The 21,118-nt window shown below is 71.6% G+C and carries 17 protein-coding genes; 9 read left to right on the forward strand and 8 right to left on the reverse strand.

All coding sequences use genetic code 11. The features are described from left to right. The first annotated feature begins 273 nt into the window (after positions 1 to 273). Positions 274 to 3,087 (forward strand): BTAD domain-containing putative transcriptional regulator, encoded by a 2,814-nt coding sequence (locus tag ACIBI5_RS31500; protein WP_397252558.1) that lies wholly within the window; start codon positions 274 to 276, stop codon positions 3,085 to 3,087. Between the two features lie 270 nt (positions 3,088 to 3,357). Here ACIBI5_RS31500 and ACIBI5_RS31505 read toward each other — a convergent pair whose 3' ends face one another. Beyond that, positions 3,358 to 3,966 carry a cysteine hydrolase family protein gene (locus ACIBI5_RS31505; RefSeq protein ID WP_397252365.1) on the reverse strand — a complete coding sequence of 203 codons (609 nt, stop codon included), beginning with the start codon at positions 3,964 to 3,966 and terminating at the stop codon, positions 3,358 to 3,360. A 150-nt stretch (positions 3,967 to 4,116) separates the two neighbouring features. Beyond that, on the reverse strand, positions 4,117 to 5,100 hold the full coding sequence (locus ACIBI5_RS31510) for a GlxA family transcriptional regulator (protein WP_397252366.1): 984 nt from the start codon (positions 5,098 to 5,100) through the stop codon (positions 4,117 to 4,119). Between the two features lie 289 nt (positions 5,101 to 5,389). Here ACIBI5_RS31510 and ACIBI5_RS31515 point away from each other — a divergent pair, with 289 nt between their 5' ends. After that, positions 5,390 to 6,112, forward strand: a complete 723-nt coding sequence (locus tag ACIBI5_RS31515; protein ID WP_397252367.1) for a helix-turn-helix domain-containing protein — start codon at positions 5,390 to 5,392, stop codon at positions 6,110 to 6,112. A gap of 138 nt (positions 6,113 to 6,250) precedes the next feature. Here the strand turns inward: ACIBI5_RS31515 and ACIBI5_RS31520 are convergent, their stop codons facing one another. Next, positions 6,251 to 7,618: a D-arabinono-1,4-lactone oxidase gene (locus tag ACIBI5_RS31520; RefSeq protein WP_397252368.1), complete on the reverse strand. Its 1,368-nt coding sequence runs from the start codon at positions 7,616 to 7,618 to the stop codon at positions 6,251 to 6,253. Between the two features lie 328 nt (positions 7,619 to 7,946). On the opposite strand from ACIBI5_RS31520, the gene ACIBI5_RS31525 reads away from it, so the two are divergent. Continuing rightward, on the forward strand, positions 7,947 to 8,924 hold the full coding sequence (locus tag ACIBI5_RS31525) for an aldo/keto reductase (RefSeq protein WP_397252369.1): 978 nt from the start codon (positions 7,947 to 7,949) through the stop codon (positions 8,922 to 8,924). Here the strand turns inward: ACIBI5_RS31525 and ACIBI5_RS31530 are convergent. Next, positions 8,909 to 9,352: an NUDIX hydrolase gene (locus tag ACIBI5_RS31530; protein WP_397252370.1), complete on the reverse strand. Its 444-nt coding sequence runs from the start codon at positions 9,350 to 9,352 to the stop codon at positions 8,909 to 8,911. The two genes, ACIBI5_RS31525 and ACIBI5_RS31530, sit on opposite strands and share 16 nt — an antisense overlap. Beyond that, positions 9,342 to 10,010 carry a TetR/AcrR family transcriptional regulator gene (locus tag ACIBI5_RS31535; protein WP_397252371.1) on the reverse strand — a complete coding sequence of 223 codons (669 nt, stop codon included), beginning with the start codon at positions 10,008 to 10,010 and terminating at the stop codon, positions 9,342 to 9,344. Before ACIBI5_RS31535 ends, ACIBI5_RS31530 begins: the two co-directional genes overlap by 11 nt. 164 nt (positions 10,011 to 10,174) lie before the next feature. Between ACIBI5_RS31535 and ACIBI5_RS31540 the strand changes: the two genes are divergently transcribed. The 4 genes from ACIBI5_RS31540 (at position 10,175) to ACIBI5_RS31555 (ending at position 15,883) form a co-directional block, all read left to right on the forward strand. Continuing rightward, complete coding sequence (locus ACIBI5_RS31540; RefSeq protein WP_397252372.1) at positions 10,175 to 13,279, forward strand: bifunctional cytochrome P450/NADPH--P450 reductase; 3,105 nt, start codon at positions 10,175 to 10,177, stop codon at positions 13,277 to 13,279. 243 nt (positions 13,280 to 13,522) lie between these two features. Then, positions 13,523 to 14,197 carry a response regulator transcription factor gene (locus ACIBI5_RS31545; RefSeq protein ID WP_397252373.1) on the forward strand — a complete coding sequence of 225 codons (675 nt, stop codon included), beginning with the start codon at positions 13,523 to 13,525 and terminating at the stop codon, positions 14,195 to 14,197. After that, on the forward strand, positions 14,194 to 15,507 hold the full coding sequence (locus ACIBI5_RS31550; protein WP_397252374.1) for an ATP-binding protein: 1,314 nt from the start codon (positions 14,194 to 14,196) through the stop codon (positions 15,505 to 15,507). Before ACIBI5_RS31545 ends, ACIBI5_RS31550 begins: the two co-directional genes overlap by 4 nt. Continuing rightward, on the forward strand, positions 15,491 to 15,883 hold the full coding sequence (locus tag ACIBI5_RS31555; protein WP_397252375.1) for a VOC family protein: 393 nt from the start codon (positions 15,491 to 15,493) through the stop codon (positions 15,881 to 15,883). The genes ACIBI5_RS31550 and ACIBI5_RS31555 overlap by 17 nt, the downstream gene beginning before the upstream one ends. Here the strand turns inward: ACIBI5_RS31555 and ACIBI5_RS31560 are convergent. Further along, positions 15,860 to 17,152: a sulfatase gene (locus ACIBI5_RS31560; protein ID WP_397252376.1), complete on the reverse strand. Its 1,293-nt coding sequence runs from the start codon at positions 17,150 to 17,152 to the stop codon at positions 15,860 to 15,862. The two genes, ACIBI5_RS31555 and ACIBI5_RS31560, sit on opposite strands and share 24 nt — an antisense overlap. A gap of 105 nt (positions 17,153 to 17,257) precedes the next feature. On the opposite strand from ACIBI5_RS31560, the gene ACIBI5_RS31565 reads away from it, so the two are divergent. Together ACIBI5_RS31565 and ACIBI5_RS31570 are read left to right on the forward strand one after the other, a co-directional pair. Beyond that, complete coding sequence (locus ACIBI5_RS31565; RefSeq protein WP_397252377.1) at positions 17,258 to 18,055, forward strand: NAD(P)H-binding protein; 798 nt, start codon at positions 17,258 to 17,260, stop codon at positions 18,053 to 18,055. A gap of 67 nt (positions 18,056 to 18,122) precedes the next feature. After that, positions 18,123 to 18,281: a hypothetical protein gene (locus tag ACIBI5_RS31570; protein WP_397252378.1), complete on the forward strand. Its 159-nt coding sequence runs from the start codon at positions 18,123 to 18,125 to the stop codon at positions 18,279 to 18,281. Positions 18,282 to 18,288: 7 nt separating this feature from the next. On the opposite strand, the gene ispG is transcribed toward ACIBI5_RS31570, so the two are convergent. After that, a complete protein-coding gene (gene ispG / locus ACIBI5_RS31575) occupies positions 18,289 to 19,383 on the reverse strand; it encodes a flavodoxin-dependent (E)-4-hydroxy-3-methylbut-2-enyl-diphosphate synthase (protein ID WP_397252379.1) in 1,095 nt (364 codons plus the stop codon). Beyond that, positions 19,380 to 21,116 (reverse strand): 1-deoxy-D-xylulose-5-phosphate synthase, encoded by a 1,737-nt coding sequence (locus ACIBI5_RS31580; protein WP_397252380.1) that lies wholly within the window; start codon positions 21,114 to 21,116, stop codon positions 19,380 to 19,382. The genes ispG and ACIBI5_RS31580 overlap by 4 nt, the downstream gene beginning before the upstream one ends. Between the last annotated feature and the right edge of the window lie 2 nt (positions 21,117 to 21,118).

Raw genomic sequence — 21,118 nt, forward strand, 5'->3', positions numbered from 1 at the left:
CGGGTGCCACCTGCCGATTTCAGCGGGTGGCACCCGTGCTGTTATGAAGATTAACTCGTATGTTGGCATTTGTGCTGGCCGAAACCCTGCCCCCGAATCGGGGTTCTCCCCAACGTCATATTTCACGCATATAGTGATCTCTGCAGATCAACGGTAACTCGTTGTCAAGTGAGTAGGTGGGCGTTGATCCTCGAGTTTCGGGTGCTTGGGCCGCTCGAAGTATTCGCCGGAAGCAAGGTGAATATCGAGGGCCGCCGCCGTCAGACCGTGCTGGTGATGCTGTTACTCGAACCCGGCCGCGTGGTCACCACCGGCCGTCTGGTCGAGGCGCTCTACGGCGAGGAGCCCCCGAAGACCGCCGACGCCCAGGTCCAGATCTGCATCTCCCAGCTACGCGGCTGGTTCGGCAAGTACACCGACGCCGAGGTCATCGTCACCCACTCCGCCGGCTACCTCATCCGGGTCCCCGAAGACTGCCTCGACCTCACCCGCTTCCGCCGCCACGTCACCCGCGGCCGCGAAGCCGCGCGCTCCCAAGATCTCGAAGGCGCGGTCAGCGAGTTCCGCTCCGGCCTGGCCCTGTGGCGGGGCGAGGCGCTGGAGGGCATCAACAGCCGCCGCGTCCAGGCCGCCGCCACCCGCCACAACGAGGAACGCTTCGTGGCACTCCAGGAGTGCATCGACCTCGAACTGCGCCTGCAACGCCACCACGAGCTGCTCGGCGAGCTCAAGGAACTCGTCGCCGTCCACCCGCTGCGCGAAGAGCTGCACATGCAGCTCGCCCTCGCCCTCTACCGGGCCGACCGGCAGGTAGAGGCGCTCGAAGTGCTCAGGAACGTGCAGTACACGCTGGTCGAGGAGCACGGGCTGAGCCCCGGCGAGGAACTGCGCCAGCTCGAACAGTCCATCCTGTCGCAGGACCCCGCCCTGGCCGCCGCGCCCGTCGCCGAGCCCGCGAAGATCGTGCCCCACCAGCTGCCCGCCGGGCCGTCCAACTTCGTCGGCCGCGACGAGGTCATCGCCGACGTGCGCGACCATCTCGTCAACTCGCGGCAGTTGCACCGGGCCGCCGTGGTCATGGTCACCGGGCCCGGCGGGGTGGGCAAGACGGCGCTGGCCGTACATGCCGCACACAAAGCACGCGAGGCCTTCCCCGACGGACAGCTCTACGCCCACCTGCGCGACGCCGACGGCCACCCCGTCCCCGCCGAGCAGGTGCTCGAACGCCTGCTGCGCTCCCTCGGCGTCGCTCCGTCCGTGCTGCCGAGCGGCATCGTCGAGCTCGGCACCATGTACCGCAGCGTCATGGCCAACCGGCGGGTCCTCGTCGTGCTCGACGACGCCGCCAGCGCCCGCCAGATCCTGCCGCTGGTGCCCGCCGAGCCGCGCTGCGCCCTCCTCGTCACCAGCCGCCGCTCCGTCATCGGCCTGCACGGCGCCCACCACGTCGACCTCGACATCTTCGACGAGGCCACCAGCCTCGAACTGCTCTCCCAGGTGATCGGCCAAGGCCGGGTCATGACCCAGCACGCCGCCGCCAGACGCCTCGCCGAAGCCTGCGGCCACTTGCCCCTCGGCCTCGGCATCGTCGCGGCCAAACTCTCCATGCGCCAGCACTGGCAGATCGACCAGATGGTACGCAGGCTCGCCGACGAACGCCGCCGCCTCGACGAGCTGATCCTCGGCGACGCCAGCGTCCGGGCGACCATCTCCATCTCCTGCCAGGAGCTCGACCCGCCCGCCGCCCGGCTGGTGCTGCTGCTCGGGGCGCTGGACGAGGTCGACTTCGGCGGCTGGATCGCCGGACCACTCCTCGACATGGACCCCTACGCCGCCACCGACATCCTGGAAACCCTCGTCGAGGAGCGCCTCGTCGACCTGGTGGTCCGCGACGACCAGCAGGTCCGGTACCGGCTGCACGACCTCACCAGGACCTATGTACGTGAGCTGCTGGCCAGGGAGATTCCCGCGCAGGAACAGGAAGAGGCGCTGCACCGGCTGCTGCGATGCTGGCTCCACCTGGCAAGCAGAGCCCACCGGCAGGCGTACGGCGGCGACTACACCATCCTGCACTCCGGCACCGAGCCGTGGACCCTGCCCGAAGAGCTGGTGGAGAGCCTGATCGCCGACCCCATCGAATGGTTCCAGATCGAACTCACCAACCTCGTGTCCAGCGTGCACCAGGCCGCCCGGCTCGGACTTCACGAGCTGTGCTGGGACCTGGCCGTCACCTCCGTCACGCTTTTCGAGACCCGCTCCTACCGGCAGGCCTGGCGGGAGACACACGAAGTGGCCTGGGGCGCGGTACGGCGGGCCGGCGACAGACGCGGCGAAGCCGTCGTCCGGTACTCGCTCAGCGGGCTGGAACTCGTCGAACAGCGGCTCGCCGAGGCGCAACAGAACCTCGAAGCCGCCCGCGCCTGGTTCGAGGCGAGCGGAGACGTGCACGGGCGCGGGCTGGTCCTGCGGCACCTCGCCTTCATCGAACGCACCAAAGGGCAGTACACGGTGGCTCAGGAGTGGTACGAGCAGGCGCTCGAAGACCTCCGATCCGTGGGCGACCCCGTCGGGGAAGCGCACGTGCTGCGCAACATCGCCCAGATCCACCTGGAGTCGGGGCGGGCGGAGGAGGCGGAGCCGTACCTGCGGGAGTCGCTGGCCATCTGCGTGCGTACCGGGTCCAGCCGGATCGAGGCGCAGGTCCGGTTCCGGCTGGGTGAGGCGCTGCTCACGCGCGGACGGCTGGAAGCGGCCGAAGAGTCGTTCGACGCCGCCCTGCACACGGCGACCAGCATGAACGACTCCATCGGCGAGGCGTTCGCGCTCCTGGGAATCGGACGGGTGCGCCTGGCACAGGGCGACCTGACGGGTGCGCGGCCGTTGCTCGGCGATGCCCTGATGGCGGCGTGCCTGGGAGGCAGCCAGCAGTGCGAGGGACAGTCGCTGCTGGCGCTGGCGGAGCTGGCACTGGCCCGCGACGAGCCGGAGATGGCGGCGGTCCGGTTGGAACGGGCGGAAGCCATCTTCACGGACAGCGAGGCCAAGGTGTGGCGAGCCCGAGTGGACGAGCTCCGCAGCAAGTTCTGAGGGCAAGGTGCTCGGGCCCGCCCGTTGCCCAGTTGGATCCCACCCGGGACAATGGTGTTTCGCTTCGCTCCGCGCGTTTTCGTCCGGCGGAGCCCGACCCCCCGCTTGCGCCAGCCCACCTCTGCGGTTGTCCGGGTAGCCGGGTCCCCTTTGTGTGAACGGACCCCCGCAGCCGACGGAAGCTCAACGCACCCGTCAGGTGCCCTCGAAGCGATCCTCCGGCCGGTCGCGCAGGCCGGAGGATCGGGCGTTGTCGCTTCGGTGGGGAGGTCAGATCGGGAGGGCGTCGGCGTTGGGGGCCACCACGCCGAACAGATCGCCGATCGTGGTCAGGGCGGCGGTGTGCAGGGTGGCGGCGGGCACCACCGTGCTGTCCGGGGCGGAGAGGGGGCGGGTGGCGCAGGCGTCGGCGACGATCGTGGGGCGGTAGCCCAGGTTGAAGGCTCCCTGCGCGGTGAACATGACGCACATGTGGGTCATGAAGCCCGCCAGGATGAGGTCGGGGCCCGCGTTCAGGCCGGTCAGGACCTGCTGGAGGTCGGTCTCGTGGAAGGCGTTGGGGAACGTCTTGACCACCACCGGCTCACCGTCGCGCGGTGCGACGCGCGGGTTGATGGCGCCGATCTCGGCCCGGATGTCGTAGGGGGTGTCGGGGCCGCCGTCGTTGATGATGTGGATGACCTTCGTGCCGGTGGTACGGGCGCGTTCGAGCAGGCGGGCTCCTGCGGTGAGGGCCTGGTCGGCGGCGGTGAGAGCCATGACGCCGGTGCTGTAGGTGTTCTGGTAGTCGATCATGATCAGGGTCGCGTCGGTCAGGCGGGCCGGGTCGGTGGGCAGGCCGGAGACCTGGCGGAGGGTGGGCGAAGTGGTGGTGCTCATGGTGGGGTTCCTCTCGGGTTGTCTGGCAGGCTTGCGCCTCGGGATTTCTGGGTGGCTTGCGGGTACGCGCCTCGGGATTTCGCGCAGGCTTACGCCGTAGGAGGTGCGGGCTTGGGCCGTCAGACGAGGTCGGTAGGTGAGGTGGGTGGGTCAGGCCACGGTGCGGAAGCGGCGGCGGTAGGAGCCGGGGCCGGTGCCCAGGCGGCGGCGGAAGGCGCGGTGCAGGGTTTCCACTGAACCGAAGCCGCTGTCGGCCGCCACCTGGGGCAAGGGCAGGTCGGTGGTTTCCAGGAGGCGCCGTGCCGCCTCCACGCGAGCGGCCTCGATGTAGGCGCCGGGAGTGCTGCCGGTACGTTGCCGGAACACGCGGGTGAACTGGCGCTGGCTCAGCCCCATCCGGGCCGCCATTTCGACGGCGGTGAGTTCCTCGGCCAGGTGTTCGGCGATCCACAGGCGCAGGTCGTCGATGTCGCGGCGGCCGGTGGCGGCGTGGGCCATCGGGACGCTGAACTGACTCTGACCGCCCTGCCGTTTGAGGTACATGACCAGTTCGCGGGCCACCGCCAGCGCGGTCTCCTCGCCGTGGTCGTCGGCGACGAGCGCGAGGGTCAGGTCCAGGCAGGCGCTGATGCCCGCGCCCGTCCACACCTGGCCGCTCGACCGTACGAAGATCGGGTCGGGGTCGACGGTGATGTTCGGGTGGTCGGCGGCCAGTTGCGCGGCGGTGGACCAGTGGGTGGTGGCCGAGAGGCCGTCCAGCAGTCCGGCCTCCGCCAGAATGTGCGCGCCTACGCACACCGATGCCACGCGGCGGGCGATCGGAGCGGTTCGCCGGACCCATGCCACCACGTCGGGGTCCGTCAGGGCGAGCGGGCCTTCTGGGGTGACGTCCACGGCGCCGGGTACCAGCAGGGTGTCCACCCGGTCGCCGACCTCGTCGAACGACAGGTCGGCGACCAGCCTCACCCCGGCGGACGTGGTGACGTGGCCGCCTTGGGGCCCGGCCAGCAGCACCTCGTACAGGGCGCGGCCGCTGACCCGGTTGGCCAGGGCGAACACCTCGGCCGGGCCGGTGACGTCGAGCAGGTCGACGTTCGGGAAGAGCGCGATCACAACGCGGTGTGCGGTGGACATGTCCTGATTGTCACCGAATGCGCAGAGTGGCCGCAACGACAGTTATCTGTCACATCCGGCCATCATCCCGGGAGCCCTCCGCGAACCGCAGGCGTGTCCTTGCCCGGCGGGTCTTTGCGACATCTCGAAAATTACGTTGCATACGCGAATTCGTCAATCACGATTCGGCGAATCTAGATGCAAATATGCAGGTAAATAACATAGGATTGTTGCGTAGGGGCTGTCGGTTAATGCAACTAGCGTTTGCACTGCGCTAGGCTGACTCCCGATCGCTTGAGCAAGGAGCCCGATGCCCGGACAGAGGCTCACCCAGCAGGACCGCCGTCAGATCGCCGTGGGACTGCGCGATGGAATGACGTACGCCGCCATCGCCCGTGCCCTCGACCGGCCCACCTCGACCATCACCCGCGAGGTCATGCGCAACGGCGGCCCGAACGAGTACCACCCCGACCAGGCCCACCGGGCCAGCAGGCAGCCCGTCCGCCCCCAGGGCTCCGGCCGGTCGGCGTCGGCGAGGGCCGCCGACCTCGGCGCCCGCGATCCCCGGGTCGTGGAGCGGGTGTCCACGCACCTCACCGAGCTGCTGATGCAGAGCGGGCTGCCGCAGATGATGGCCAGAGTGCTCGCCGCGCTGTTCACCACCGACGGCGGCAGCCTCACTTCGGCCGAGCTCGTGCGACGACTGAGTGTCAGCCCCGCCTCGATCTCCAAGGCGGTCGCCTACCTGGAGGAAATGGAGATCATCAAGCGCGAGCGCGACCCCCGCGGCCGAGCCGAGCGCTACGTCATGGACGACGACGTGTGGTACCAGGCCATGCTGGCCAGCGTCCGGATCAACACCCTGATCGCCGAGGCCTCACGCGACAGCGCCCAGGCACTCGGCGTGGACACGCCCGCCGGAACCCGCCTGGACAAACTGGGCCAGTTCCTCTTTCGGGTCAGCGACGACCTGCGTAACTCGGCGGAGCACTGGCGCCACATCTACGCGCCCGAGCAGCAGGACCGGCAATAGCCATTGGCCGCCTCGTCACCCGCATCGCCGCCCGTACCTGCTGGCCGACATGGGGCCGGGCATCGACGCTCACCTGGTCGGCCGCCTGCTCGCGACGCAGGTCCGCAGGGTCAGGGCCGAGACGGGGACGACGAGGGGTTAGGCGGGGAAGAGGGCGTCCACGTAGGGGTTGCGGAACTTGCCGGATGGGTCCAGGTCGCGGGCCAGCCGCCCGAACTCGGGCGCCCGCTCGTACATCGCGCTGATCTGCCGGGGTTTGGTGGTGGTGAGTTTGCCCCAGTGTGGGCGGGCGCCCAGTGGTATGAGCCGCTCCTCGACCTCGGCCAGGGCGGGCATGACCGCCGCCGCGTCGCGGATCCAGGTGAAGTGCAGGGTGACGGTGTCGCGGCCGTAGGCGGGGCTGAGCCACAGGTCGTCGCCGCGGACGGTACGCACCTCCGAGACGTGCAGCACGGGCGCCACCAGCGGGCCGATCTCCCTGATCGCCTCGAAGGCCTTGCCCGCGGCCTCGCGGGGCAGGTAGTACTCCGACTGCAGTTCCTCGCCCGCGCCGGGCACGAACTCGGGGCGGAAGTGCGGCAGCCGTTCGTGCCACGGGCCCGGCACCCCGAGCTGTTCCGTGCAGGACTCGGGCGGCATGCCGGGCACCGGGTGCACCGGCCGCTCGGCGGCCCGGCCTCCCGCCCAGCCGCTCCCCGCCCGGCCTTCCGCCCTGCCGCTTCCCGCCCGGCCTTCCGCCCTGCCGCTTCCCGCTGACCCGCCTCCCGTCCTGCCGCCTTCCGTCCTGCCCCTTTCCGCCGAGTCGCCTTCCGGCCGGCCGTCGCCGGAGCGCTCCTCGTCGAGGCGGTGCTTGAGCCACACCTCGGCCTTGCCGCCGCGCCAGTCGGTGAACGCGCTGACGCTGTAGGCCGCGCCGTACACCTCGTCGAAACGCTTGGACACCTCCTCAAGCGGCACGTCGAGCCGGACCCGCTGCGCCACGTCGAAGGCGGGCTCGATCTCCAGCGTCAGCCGGGTGACGACGCCGAGCGCGACGACGGCTCCGGGGAAGACGTCGGGGTCGTGCTCGCGGCTCAGTTCGACCAGGTCGCCGTCGGGGCCGACGAGCTGGAGGGCGACGACGGCGGCGGCCAGGCAGCGGAGGCCGTCGCCGGAGCCGTGGGTGCCGGTCGCGCACGATCCGGCGACCGAGATGTGGGGGAGCGAGGCCATGTTGGCCAGCGCGAATCCGGCGCGGTGCAGGTGCCCGGCGACCTCGGCGTAACGCAGGCCGGCGGCGACGGTCGCGGTCGAGCGCTCGGCGTCGATCTCCACCGTGGGCGGCAGGCCGTCCAGGCGGACCAGGTCGTGGCCGGTGTCGGCGACCAGGCTGAAGGAGTGGCCGCTGCCCAGGGCCCGTACGCGCGGCGCTGCCGCTACCACGCGGCGCAGCTCGTCGAGGGATTGCGGCCGGTGGACGCGGGCCGCGCCGAAGGTGACGTTGCCCGCCCAGTTCATGATCGGCATGTCGGCTCCTGATCTGGCGTCGCTCGTCCCCGCGGGCGCGACGAGCCCGCGGGGGACGAGCCCACGGGGACGAGCCTGCGGGTGTGACGAGCCCGCGGGGGACGCGTTCGGCCTCGCGCACGGATGGTGCCCCGGAAGCGCTCGCTCAGCCGCTGGATGGGCGGCAGAATACGGCACTCGCGGACGTACGGCAGGGCGAACCCCGCCGTCGCAGGCACGTCGTGGAGAGCCCCGGTTGCCCCGAAGGGAGACGCCGAAAGGCGCGGCCACGGGACGGCCGTCGCGCCGGGTGTCCTGCCCGGCTGCGCCCCGTTCTAGGGTGGAGCCCGTGGAGCAGCGAGCATTCGGCAGGACAGGACAATCCGCCTCGGTCGTCGGCCTCGGCACCTGGCAACTCGGCGCCGACTGGGGGACCGTGGACGAGCGCGACGCGCTCGCCATCCTCGACGCCGCCGTCGCGGCGGGCGTGACCTTCCTCGACACCGCCGACGTGTACGGCGACGGCCGCAGCGAACGCCTCATCGGCCGGTTCCTGCGCGAGCACGACGGCCTCACGGTCGCCACCAAGATGGGCCGTCGCGGTCCGCAGGATCCGGCCGAGTTCACCCTGAAGAACTTCGTGGAGTGGACCGACCGCTCGCGCGCCAACCTCGGCGTCGACCGGCTCGACCTGGTGCAACTGCATTGTCCGCCGACCCCGGTGTTCGACACCGGCGAGGTCTACGACGCGCTCGACACGCTCGTACGGGAGGACCGGATCGCCGCCTACGGAGTGAGCGTCGAGACCTGCGACGAGGCGCTGGCCGCGATCGCCCGGCCGGGTGTCGCCTGCGTGCAGATCATCCTCAACGCCTTCCGCCGTAAGCCGCTCGAACGTGTGCTCCCGGCGGCGCACGCGGCCGGGGTCGCGATCATCGCCCGGGTGCCGCTGGCGTCAGGCCTGCTGTCGGGGCGCTTCCGCCGCGACACCGTCTTCGCCGCCGACGATCATCGCGCCTACAACCGGCACGGCGCGGCGTTCGACGTGGGGGAGACGTTCTCCGGCGTCGGCTACGAGACCGGTCTGGAGGCGGCGGCCGAGTTCGCCGCGCTCGCCCCGGCCGGGGCGAGCCCCGCGCAGACGGCCCTGCGCTGGGTGATCCAGCAGCCTGGGGTGACCACGGTGATCCCGGGCGCCAGCACGGTGGACCAGGCCAGAGCCAACGCCGCTGCCGCCGCCCTGCCCGCGCTGCCGCCCGAGACGCTGGCCGCCGTCGAAGACCTCTACGACCGCCGTATCCGCGCCCAGGTTCACAACCGCTGGTAGCCCTCACCGAGTAGGCGCAGGGCGTCGGCCGCGGCGGGGGAAAGCGCCGTACCCGAACCCAGGTCCGTGATCGGCAGCCAGGTCACCGCGTCGGTGGTGCCGTTCGTCTCGGTCACCGCCGGAGAGCCCGGGGCGACCTCGGCGGCGTAGAACAGGCCGGTCAGGTGCCAGCTCACCCCGAGCCGGGTCACCGCGTACGTCCTGGCGGCGACCAGGCGCGCGCCGGTGAGGTCGAGGCCGGTCTCCTCGCGCAGCTCGCGGGCCAGCGCCTGCTCGGGCTGCTCGCCGGGGTCGATCCCGCCGCCCGGCAGGTGCCACGCGCCGGGTGGGAAGATCGGGGAACTCTCCGACAGCCGGGTCAGCAGCAGCCGCCCGGCCGAGGTGACGATGGCGTAGGCGGAAACGCGCGTGCGTATCTCACCGTTCAAGGCGAGCCTCCGTCCCGAGGCGAGCGTCCGATCCAAGCCGAGCGTCCGGCCCAGGGCGAGCATCCGGTACGGCGAGCGCGAGGGTGGTGTCGAGCATGAGGCGCAGGGTCGATTCGCAGGCGGCGAGGTCGTAGTCGTCGGTCAGGTACCGGGTCACGATCCCGTCGAACCCGCTGAGGAAGAAGCGGGCGATCTCCTCGGCGGGCAGCGCGAGATCCTGCCCGGCGCGCGTGGCGGCGTCGGCGAGCAGGCGCGCCGCGGTGGCGTCGAGGTCGTGGGTGAACTCGGAGGCCACCTGGCGCAACACCGGGTCGCGCAGGGACAGCATGATCAGCTCCACCAGCAGCCGGTAGCGCTCGCGCTCCTCGGTGACCGTCCGCCACAGCTCGTTGACCAGCGCCGAGACCGTCTCGCCGAAGCCGGCGTCGGTGGGCATGGCCGCCTGGACCCGGGTGACCAGGGATCTGCCGAGGTCTTCCAGCACCGACCGGTAGAGCTCCTGCTTGGAGCCGAAGGTGTAGTGCACCATCGCCTGCGCGACGCCCGCTTCGGCGGCGATGGCCCTGGTGCTCCCGGCCGCGACGCCTTCGCGGGCCATGAGCCCGATCGCCGCCTCCACGATCTGCGGGCGCCGCTCGGCGGCGGGAACATGAGCCATGCCCGCACCCTATCGGCTGTGACCTGCGCGAAGTTCCGATGTCCCAACGGCCCCGACACCCCCGGACACGCAGAAGCGGGTGCTGTTCGATCGACTTAGTCGAGTGACAAAGTCTCGTGCTAGCCTGGCGGCGAAGGCGTACACCAGCAGAAGGGAACGTTCGCGTGTCCACAGCCGAGATTCCGTCGCCGCCCGCCCTGCCGATCGTCGGTCATGCCCTGAGCGTGCCGGTGGACCGGCAGGTCGCCTACCTGTGCGAGCTGGCCGGCACCTGGGGCCCGATCTTCAAGCTGGGCGCCTTCGGGGAGGAGTCCGTGATCGTCACCGGCCTCGACCTCGTCACCGAACTCTGCGACGAGACCCGCTTCCGCAAGAACGTCCACCCCGACCTGGTCAACCTGCGGCCCCTGGCGGGCGACGGGCTGTTCACCGCCTACGGCGACGAGCCCAACTGGCGCAAGGCGCACGACATCCTGCTGCCCGCCTTCTCCGTCTCCGCCATGCGCGGCTACCACGCGACCATGCTCGGCGTCGCCAGGAAGCTGGTGGACTCCTGGTCGCGGGCCGGGCAGGAGCCGGTACAGGTGAGCGCGGACATGACCCGCCTGACGCTCGACACCATCGGCCTGTGCGGGTTCGGCTACGACTTCGCCTCCTTCGAGAGCGCGGAGCCGCACCCGTTCATCGGCTCGCTCGTCGGCGCGCTGAAGTACGCCCAGGCCAAGGGCGCCTTCATCCCCGGCCTCGACGTCCTCTACCGCAAGCGCACCCGGCGCTTCCACGAGGACGTGCGCGCCATGGAAGAACTCGTCGACGAGGTGATCAGGCTGCGCAGGGAGTCGGGCGACCAGAGCACCGGCGACCTGCTCGGCCGCATGCTCCACAGCACCGACCCTGAGACCGGCGAGCCGCTCGACGACCTCAACATCCGCTATCAGGTGATCACGTTCCTGATCGCCGGGCACGAGACCACCTCGGGCGCGCTCTCCTTCGCCCTGTACTACCTGGCCAGGAACCCGGCCGTGCTGGCCAGGGTCCAGGAGGAGGTGGACACGCTGTGGGGCGACGTGGCCGAGCCCGACCCGTCGTACGCCGACGTGGGCAGGCTGAGCTACACCCGCCAGGTGCTGATGGAGAGCCTGCGGCTGTGGCCGACGGCCCCGGGGTTCGCGGTGGAGGCGCTGGCCGACACGGTGATCGGCGGCCGGTACGAGATCAAGGCCGGCGAGTCGCTGTTCGTGCTGACACCCCAGTTGCACCGCGACCCCGCCTGGGGCAGGAACGTGGAGCTGTTCGACCCCGGCCGCTTCGCCCCCGAGGCACAGGACGCCCGGCCGCCGCACGCGTTCAAGGCGTTCGGCAGCGGTGAACGGGCCTGCATCGGCAGGCAGTTCGCGCTGCACGAGGCGACGCTGGTGCTGGGACTGCTGGCGCACCGCTTCCACCTGACCGGCGAGGCGGACTACGACCTGGAGGTCAAGGAGACCCTCACACTGAAGCCCGACGGCTTCACGCTCCAGGTCGAGCCCCGCACGGCCGCCGACCGCCGTACCCGCCCCGTGGCCGAGGCGGCGGAGCCGGAGCCGCAGGTGAAGAGGGCCGCGCCGGGCTCGGCGCTCTCCATCCTGTACGGCTCCAACATGGGCACCTGCTTGGCCATCGCCCACGACCTGGCCGCCGAGGCGGAGGAACGCGGCTTCGCCGCCAAGGTCTCCTCCCTGGACGAGGCCGCGGGCACGCTGGCCGACACCCCGGTCGTCATCGTGGCCGCCTCCTACAACGGCCGCCCGACCGACGACGCGACCCGGTTCATGGACTGGCTGGCCGCGGTGGACACGGTGCCCGGCACGCCGTACGCGGTGCTGGGGGTGGGCGACCGCAACTGGGCGGCCACGTTCCAGCGCGTCCCCAAGCTGATCGACGAACGGCTGGCCGAGACGGGTGCGAGCCGCCTGGCCGAGCGGGGCGTGGTGGACGCCTCCGGCGACCTGGAAGGCGCCGTCGACGCCTGGACCGCCAACCTGTGGCAAGCCCTGGACGGCTCGGAAAAGGCCTCGCCGGACGGGCCCGCGTTCCGCCTGGAGTCCGTGATCAGGTCGCCCGCCGAGGAGCGCGCCGAGCACCACGGCGTGCGCCCCATGCGCGTGCTGCTCGCCGAGCCGCTCACCCACCCGGACGGCCGCCAGAAACGCCACCTCCGCCTGGAACTGCCGCGGGGCGTCACCTACCGCACCGGCGACCACCTCGCCGTCCTGCCGGAGAACCCGCCGCACCTGGTCGAGCGCGCCGCCGCCCGCTTCGGCCTCGACCCCGCCCAGCTCGTACGGCTGCGCCAGGCCCGCCGTACCCGCACCCAGCTTCCCCTCGACACCCCGGTGACCGTGCGCGAACTCCTGTCCGGCTTCCTGGAGCTGCAGCGCCCGGCCACCGCCCACCAGGTGCGCACGCTGGCCGCCCACACCCGCTGCCCCCACACCAGGGCCGGCCTGGAAGCCGCGGACCCGGCCCAGACGACGGTCCTGGCTCTGCTGGAGGAGTATCCGGCGTGCGAGCTGCCGTTCGAGGTCTTCCTGGAGCTCATGCCGGCCCTGCGCCCGCGCAACTACTCGATCTCCACCTCCCCGCTGGCCCGCCCCGACGCGGTGGACCTGATGGTCTCGCAGCTGAGCGGCCCGAACCGGACCGGCGCCGGATGGTTCCACGGCGTCGCCTCCAGTCACCTGTCCGAGGTCGAGCCGGGCGCCGCCGTGCAGGCGCGGGTGGTGCCGGGCCCGGCCGCCTTCCACGGCCTGGCCGACGAGCGCACCCCGGCGATCCTGGTCAGCGCGGGCACCGGCCTGGCCCCGTTCCGCGCCGTCGTCATGGAGCGCCTGCACCGCCGCGCCCGCGGCACGCTGCTGTGCTACTTCGGCTGCGACGCCCCGGACATCGACTACCTGCACCGCGCGGAGCTGGAGGAGGCCGAGGCGGCGGGCGTGGTCAGCCTGCGCCCGACGTTCAGCGAGGCTCCGGAGAACGGCCTGCGCTACGTGCAGGACCGGCTCCTGCGCGAGGCGGACGAGGTGTGGCGCGTGCTGGAGGACGGCGGCCGCGTCTACGTCTGCGGCGATGGCGGCCGCATGGCCCCGGCGGTGCGGGCGGCACTGGCCCGCGTCCACGGCGAGCGCACCGGCGCCGGCCGGGCCGCGAGCGAGGCCTGGCTGGAGGAGCTGCGCGTCGCCGAACGCTACAACGAGGACGTGTGGGAAGGGTCGGCTTCTCGGCCGTGAACGACCGAGCTCGCGGCTCCTCGTCACCCCGATATCCGGCGAGATCGTCGCGTGGTCTACAGCCGCATGCCCACGCCCAAGTACCGGCGCGAGATGTTCACCGAGACCGACGGTCAGGGCACCGCTCAGACCTCCACGATGTGGGCTGCCCCAGACATACGCTCCCGGAATTCCACTCCAGATCACGCTGAAGATTGCCTGAGGGGCGTTTTGTCCGGTCCGGTGGGTTCGCATAATGGGCGGATGACCAGTTCGGCGCGGGTGATGGTGATCGAGGACGCGGAGGCGATCCGGCTCGCCGTGCTGTCCGGGCTGGGGTCGGCGGGGTACGTGGCCCGCGGCGTGCCCGACGGCACCGGCTTCGAGCAGGAGCTCAACACCTTCCAGCCCGACCTGGTCGTGCTCGACCTCATGCTGCCGGGCCGCGACGGGTTCGCGCTGCTGGAGGTGGTGCGCGGGCGCAGCGACGCCGGGGTCATCGTGCTCACGGCCAGGGACGGCGTCTCCGACCGGCTGCGCGGGCTGCAGGCGGGCGCCGACGACTACGTGGCCAAGCCGTTCGAGCTGTCGGAGCTGACCGCGCGGGTCGGCGCGGTGCTCAGGCGGCTGCGCCGTACGCCGTCGACGCTGCAGATCGGCAGCCTGATCATCGACGTGGACAAGGGACTGGTCCTGCGTGACGGCCGGCCGGTCGAGCTGACCAGGACCGAGCTGCGGCTGCTCGGCCACCTGGCGCTCCACCGCGGCCAGGTGCTGAGCAAGACGCAGTTGCTCACCAGCGTCTGGGGCTACGACGCCTACGACCCCAACCTGGTCGAGGTGCACGTCAGCGCGCTGCGCCGCAAGCTCGAAAGCTCGGGCGAGCGGGTCCTGCACACCGTGCGCGGGCTCGGCTACGTCCTGGACGGACCCCGATGAGACGGTACGGCCGGCCCGCCGGCTCACTGCGCGGCCGGGTCGCCGGGGCGACCCTGCTGGTCGTCGCCGTCACGCTGGTCGTGCTGCTGCTGGCCGTGGACGCGTTGTTCGGCCTGCTGGCCAGGAACCAGGCCCAGGACCGGCTGGTCGACCGCGCCCAGTTCGCCGTCCAGCTCGACCGGCGCAAGGTCATGCCGGACCGGCTGGTGCGCCGGGTCAGCGGCGCCGGCATCGAGGCGGTGCTCGTGGACCTGGCCGGCCGCCGCCACACGCTCGGCGGCTTCGCGGCCGATCTCGGCGACCTGACCCTGACCAGGCGGCTGCCGGGCGGCGGGCTGCTCACGCTCTACGCTGACACCGAGTCGATCGACGGGCCGCGCACCACCCTGCGCATGCTGATGCTGGTCGCCGGCCTGGCGGCGCTGGCCGCGCTCGGCTTCGTGCTGCCCGTCGCGCTGCGGCGCGCGACCCGGCCGATGGACGACCTGGCGGGGCTGGCCAGGCAGATCGCCCAGGGGCAGCGCGGCAAGCGGCTGGCGCCGGAGCGTACCGACACCGAGCTGGGGCGCACCGCCGCCGCGTTCGACTCGATGCTCGACTCGCTGGAGGGCGCCGAGCAGCAGGCCCGCGAGTCGGAGAACCGCTCACGGCAGTTCCTCGCCGACGTCGCCCACGAGCTGCGTACGCCGCTGGCGGGCATCCAGGCGACGGCCGAGGCGGTGCTCCAGGCGCCCGCCGCGATGCCGGCCGAGGAGCGCGAGCGCATGCAACTGCTGCTGGTGCGCGAGACGCGGCGGGCCGGACGCCTGGTCGACGACCTGCTCGCGCTGGCCAGGATCGACGCCGGGCTCGGCCTGCACCGCGAGCCCGTCCAGTTGCGGGCATTGTGCGAGGCCGAGGCCGACCGGGTCATGCTGCGCGCGCCGGAGATCACCGTGGCGGTCGAGGGGGAGGAGGCCGCGGTGATCGGCGACGCCCAGCGGCTCGGCCAGATCATCGCCAACCTGCTCGACAACGCCCGCCGGCACACCCCGCCGGACGGCCTGGTCACCGTGACGGTCAAGGGCGAGGCCGGTGAGGCGATCGTGGACGTAGCCGACACCGGCCCCGGGGTGCCGCCGTCGGCGCGCGACCTGATCTTCCACCGGTTCGTCCGCCGGGACACCGCCTCGGGCGGCGCCGGGCTCGGCCTGCCGATCGCCCGCGGCCTGGCCCTGGCCCACGGCGGCACGCTGACCTGCGAGGAGTCGCCGTCGGGTGCGGTGTTCCGCCTCCGCCTGCCAGCATGGGCGGATGGCACTGCTCCATGACATCGTGTTCGACTGCCGTCACCCCGCCGCGCAGGCGAGGTTCTGGGCGGAACTGCTCGACGACTACGCCGTGGCGCCGTACGACGAGGCGGAGCTGGAGCGCCTGCGCGCCCGCGGCCTGTCCGGCCCTGAGGAGGACCCGACGGTGCTGGTCGAAGGGCCGCCGGGGGCGCCGAGGCTGTGGTTCGTCCTCGTGCCCGAGCCCAAGACGGTGAAGAACCGGGTGCACCTCGACGTGCGCGCCGCCGACGTCGAGGCCGAGGGCGTACGCCTGCGGGCGCTCGGCGCCGTCGAGTCGGCCAGGCACGAGGACTGGATCGTGCTGGCCGACCCCGAGGGCAACGAGTTCTGCCTACAGCCCGCGCGCAGTGGCTAGCTGCTTGGCCAGGTCGTCGGCGCGTACCCGGTTCTCCAGCTGGTGGGGGTCCTTGCGCAGGTCGTAGTACTCGCGGAACTTCACCCCGCCGCCGCCGTCGTAATACTCGGTGTAGATGCGGGAGCCGGTGTAGACCGAGGCCCAGACGCCTGGTCCCGGCCCGTCGGCCTGGCCGTGGAACTCCAGGAACAGGTGGCTCCGCCTGCCGCCGCGCAGCAGCGACCTGCCGTCCATCCGGGTACGCGGCCGGATCCCGGCGGCGTCCAGGATGGTCGGGGCGACGTCGATGTTGGCGGCCAGGCGGTTGTCGTCCGTGCCCTTGCCGAAGCCGCCCGCCGGCCACGACAGGTAGAACGGCACGCGGAAGGCCGGCTGGTAGGGCACGCTCTTGCCGATGTGGCCGTGGTCGGCCCAGCTGAAGCCGTTGTCGCCGATGAAGATGATCAGCGTGTCGTCGAGCTTGCCCTGCGCCACGAGCTCCGCCCTGACCGCCTTGAACAGGTCGTCCACCGACTTCAGCGTGCGCAGCTGGGCCTGGCGGACCTTCTGCCCCGCTGCCAGGTCTTGGGTGGCGTTCTGTATGTAGGGCGGTTTGTCGCTCTTGTCGGTCTCGGCCACGGCGGGGTTGCCGTCCCAGGCGGGCACGGGCAGGTTGGCGTATTTGTCCTCGGGGGTGTTCGGCCCGTGGGAGGCGTACGGCGACAGGTACAGGAACCACGGCTGGTCCTTGTTGGCCTTGATGAACTCCAGCGCGTGCCGCCTGACGAGCGTGGTCGTGTAGCCGGGGCGGCGGCCCACGGTGCCGTTGACGTTCCACTGGGCGCGGCGGTAGGCGGGGCGCATGATCGCGAAGTCGTCGAAGTTCGGCGGGGCCTGGTTCAGGTCCCAGGCGTTGAGGTACTTGCCGAACAGGCCGGTCCGGTAGCCGCCCGCGCGCAGGTGGCTCTGCACCGTGGTGTCCTGGTCGAGCCGGCCGGGGGCGGTGTTGTCGACGACGCCGTGGTTGCGGGCGTAGCGGCCCGACATGATCGACGCGCGTGAGGGCGAGCAGAGAGGCGTGGTGACGCAACCCTGGGAGAACGCGACTCCCTGCCCGCCGATCAGGTCGACGATCGACGGGATCGCCCACTCGGTCTCCCTCCTGTGATCGTCGGTGACGATCAGCAGGATGTTGGGGCGTTTCGGCTTGGCCGCGGCGGCGGGGGCGCTGGTGACCGCGGCTGCGGCAGCCGTACCTGCGATGAAGGTTCGTCTGCTGAGTTGACTCACGTCGCTGACCTCCAGAAAGCGGTGGTCCGCAATTATTGGCCGCTCTTGTGGGTTGATTTCCCAGCGAATGGGGCATTCCCAGCTTTCCTTAAGAAGGGGTGCGGCATGAACGAGATCCTGGTTCTGGGGGCGACGGGCTCGACGGGGCGTCGCCTGACGGGCCTTCTGCGGTCCTCCGGCCATCCGGTACGGCCGGCGTCAAGGCACGGTGAGGTGCGCTTCGACTGGAACGACCGCGCCACCTGGCGGCCCGCTCTGGCCGGAGCCGACCGCATGTACGTGATGGCGCCGGACGATCTGCCGGTCGACCCGGAGTTCGTGGCGGCGGCGGTCGAGGCGGGTGTGCGCCGCATCGTGCTGCTGTCCAGCGGCGGCATCGAGGTGATGGGCGACGAGCGGCTGATGGCCGCCGAGCGGGTGGTGCGCGGTTCCGGCGTGGAGTGGACGATCCTGCGCCCGTCGTGGTTCGACCAGAACTTCGACGAGGGCGCGATGCGCGAGGCGGTGCTCGCCGGTGAGGTCGCGGTCCCGCTGGGCGAGGCCCGTCAGGCCTTCGTGGACGCCGGTGACATCGCCGCCGTGGCGGCGGCGGCCCTGGTCGGGGACGGGCACGCGGGGCGCTCGTACGAGGTGACGGGGCCGCGCGCGCTGACCTTCGCCGAGGCGGTGGAGATCATCGGCCGGGCCTCGGGGCGGACCGTGCGCTACCTGGGCTCGGAGGCGGACTACCTGGCCGTCATGACCGGGTTCGGGCTGCCGGAGCCGGACGTGCGGGCGGAGATCGAGGCGTTCGCGGCGCTGCGTGCCAAGGGCGACGCCGTACCGACCGACGTGGTGCGGCGGGTGACGGGCCGGCCGCCCAAGTCCTTCGAGGATTTCGCGGCCGACGCGAGGTGGGGTTGACACCACTCCGTCTGTAGTACTACGTTGACAGCACTTCAAACGAAGTGGTCTCAAACAAAGGAACCAGATGCGAATCAAGCTCCCCAGCTCCATCACCGGCACCACCACCGAGCAGGCCGACGGCCGCGCCGCCAAGCGCGAGCACGCGGTCCGCGCCATCCAGCCCACCGGCCGCGCCAACCTGTCCCGCCGCCCCACCGCCGCCCCGCGCAGGAGCTCCTACTGAGCCGCTCCTACTGGGGCTGCTCCTCCGCCAGGCGCAGGGCCTCCTCGATCAGGGTCTCCACGATCCGCGACTCAGGAACGGTCTTGATCACCTTGCCCTTCACGAAGATCTGACCCTTGCCGTTGCCCGAGGCCACGCCCAGGTCCGCTTCGCGGGCCTCGCCCGGCCCGTTCACCACGCAGCCCATGACCGCCACACGTAGCGGGAACGGGAAGCCCTCCAGCCCGGCCGACACCTCCTCGGCCAGGCGGTAGACGTCCACCTGTGCCCGTCCGCAGGACGGGCACGAGACGATCTCCAGCTTGCGCTGCCGCAGCCCCAGAGATTCGAGGATGCCGATGCCGACCTTGACCTCCTCCACCGGAGGCGCCGACAGCGAGACCCGGATCGTGTCGCCGACGCCCTCGGCCAGCAGCACCCCGAAGGCCACCGCCGACTTGACCGTCCCCTGCATCAGCGGCCCCGCCTCGGTCACGCCGAGGTGCAGCGGGTAGTCGCAGCGCGCGGCGAGGCGGCGGTAGGCGGCGATCATCACGACCGGGTCGTGGTGCTTGACCGAGATCTTGATGTCGCGGAACCCGTGCTCCTCGAACAGGGAGCACTCCCACAACGCCGACTCCACCAGCGCCTCCGGCGTCGCCTTGCCGTGCTTCTCCAGCAGCCGGGGGTCCAGGGAGCCGGCGTTGACCCCGATCCTGATCGGGACGCCCGCGTCCGCCGCCGCCCGCGCGATCTCGCCCACCCTGTCGTCGAACTTCTTGATGTTGCCCGGGTTCACCCGCACCGCCGCGCACCCGGCGTCGATGGCGGCGAAGACGTAGCGCGGCTGGAAGTGGATGTCGGCTATCACCGGGATCTGCGACTTGCGGGCGATGTCGGCGAGCGCGTCGGCGTCGTCCTGCGTCGGCACCGCCACCCGTACGATCTGGCAGCCCGCCGCGGTCAGTTCCGCGATCTGCTGCAGCGTCGCGTTGACGTCGTGGGTGGGCGTGGTGGTCATCGACTGCACGCTCACCGGCGCGCCCCCGCCGACCGGCACGCCGCCCACCATCACCTGCCGCGAGACCCTCGGCCTCCTCGTCGGCATTCCGAGCTCGATCATCGGGCCAGCTCCTTCCGTACGGCGTGCGCGATCCCCGGACCGGTCAGTCCCGCGTCGGCCAATAACCGCTCGCGCGAGCCGTGCGGGACGAACGCGTGGGGCAGCCCGAGATGGCGCACCCGTGTCCCGCCCGCGCACGCCTGCCCGATCGCCGCGCCCGCCCCACCGGCCACCACGCCGTCCTCGACGGTGACGACCAGGTGGTGCGCGGCGGCCACCCGGACCAGGCCGGGGGCGACGGGCAGCACCCAGCGCGGGTCGACCACCCGCACCCCCACGCCCTCCTCCGCCAGTGTCGCCGCCGCCTCCACGCACGCCTCGGCCGTCGCGCCGACCGCGACGAGCAGCACGTCGTCGCCGGTGTTCCACAGCACGTCCAGGCCTTCGGAACGTTCCACGGCGGCAAGCTCGGAGTCCGCACCGGCCTTGGGGAAGCGCAGCACGGTCGGGCCCTCCACCGCCACGGCCTCGCCGAGCAGTTCGCGCAGCCGCCGGCCGTCGCGCGGCGCGGCCACCCGCAGGCCCGGGATCGCCGACAGGATCGCCAGGTCCCACATGCCGTGGTGGCTGGGGCCGTCGGGACCGGTGATGCCCGCCCGGTCCAGGACGATCGTGACCGGCAGCCGTTGCATGGCCACGTCCAGGAGCACCTGGTCGAAGGCGCGGTTGAGGAACGTGGCGTAGACGGCGACCACCGGGTGGAAGCCCTCAAGCGCCAGCCCGGCCGCCGACACCATCGCGTGCTGCTCGGCGATGCCCACGTCGAACATCCGCCCAGGGAAGCGCCTGCCGAACGCCTCAAGCCCGGTGGGTCCCGCCATCGCCGCGGTGATCGCGACCAGGTCGGCCCTGGCCTCGCCGAGCGCGCACAACTGCTCGGAGAAGACGTGGGTCCAGGTCCGGCCCCCGGCCGACAGCGGTTTTCCGGTACGCGGGTCGCTGGCCGGGACGGCGTGCATGTGCTCGCCCAGATCCAGCTCGGCGGGGCGGTAGCCGTACCCCTTGCGGGTCTTGCAGTGCACGACGCTGGGGCTCGGCAGCGTGCGCGCGGTGCGCAGCGCGCGCTCGACGGCGGCGACGTCGTGGCCGTCGACGGGGCCGAGGTAGACGAAGCCGAGGTTCTCCAGCAGCGTGCCGAGGTTGCGGGCGCAGCCGCCGTGGGTGGGGGCGTAGGAGCGGCCGTTGTCGTTGAGCACGATGACGACCGGGCGGCCCTCGCCGTCGCTCAGGTTGTTGAGCGACTCCCAGGCCAGCCCGCCGGTCAGCGCGCCGTCGCCGACCACGGCCACCACCGCGCGGTCTTCCTCGCCCTTGAGCCTGCGGGCCTTGGCGATGCCGTCGGCGTAGGCGAGCGCGGTGGAGGCGTGGGAGTTGTCGATGTGGTCGTGCGGCGACTCCTCGCGCGAGGGGTAGCCGCTGAGGCCGCCGTGGGCGCGCAGGCTGTCGAAGTCGGCCCGCCGGCCGGTGAGCAGTTTGTGGACGTATGCCTGATGTCCAGTGTCAAACAGAAGTGTGTCCTCCGGGGAATGGAAGACGCGGTGCAAAGCAATCGTGATCTCGACCATGCCGAGGTTCGAGCCGAGGTGCCCGCCCCTCGCCATGACCTTCTCGATGAGGAACTCGCGGATCTCGCGAGCCAGTGTCCCCAGGTGCGCGGCTGGGAGAAGGCGCAGGTCGCGGGGGCAGGTGATGGTTTGGAGCAGAGATTCGTCCAGGCCAGGAGGGGCCGCCATGA

Source organism: Nonomuraea sp. NPDC050540, from assembly GCF_044457485.1.
Lineage (GTDB): Bacteria > Actinomycetota > Actinomycetes > Streptosporangiales > Streptosporangiaceae > Nonomuraea.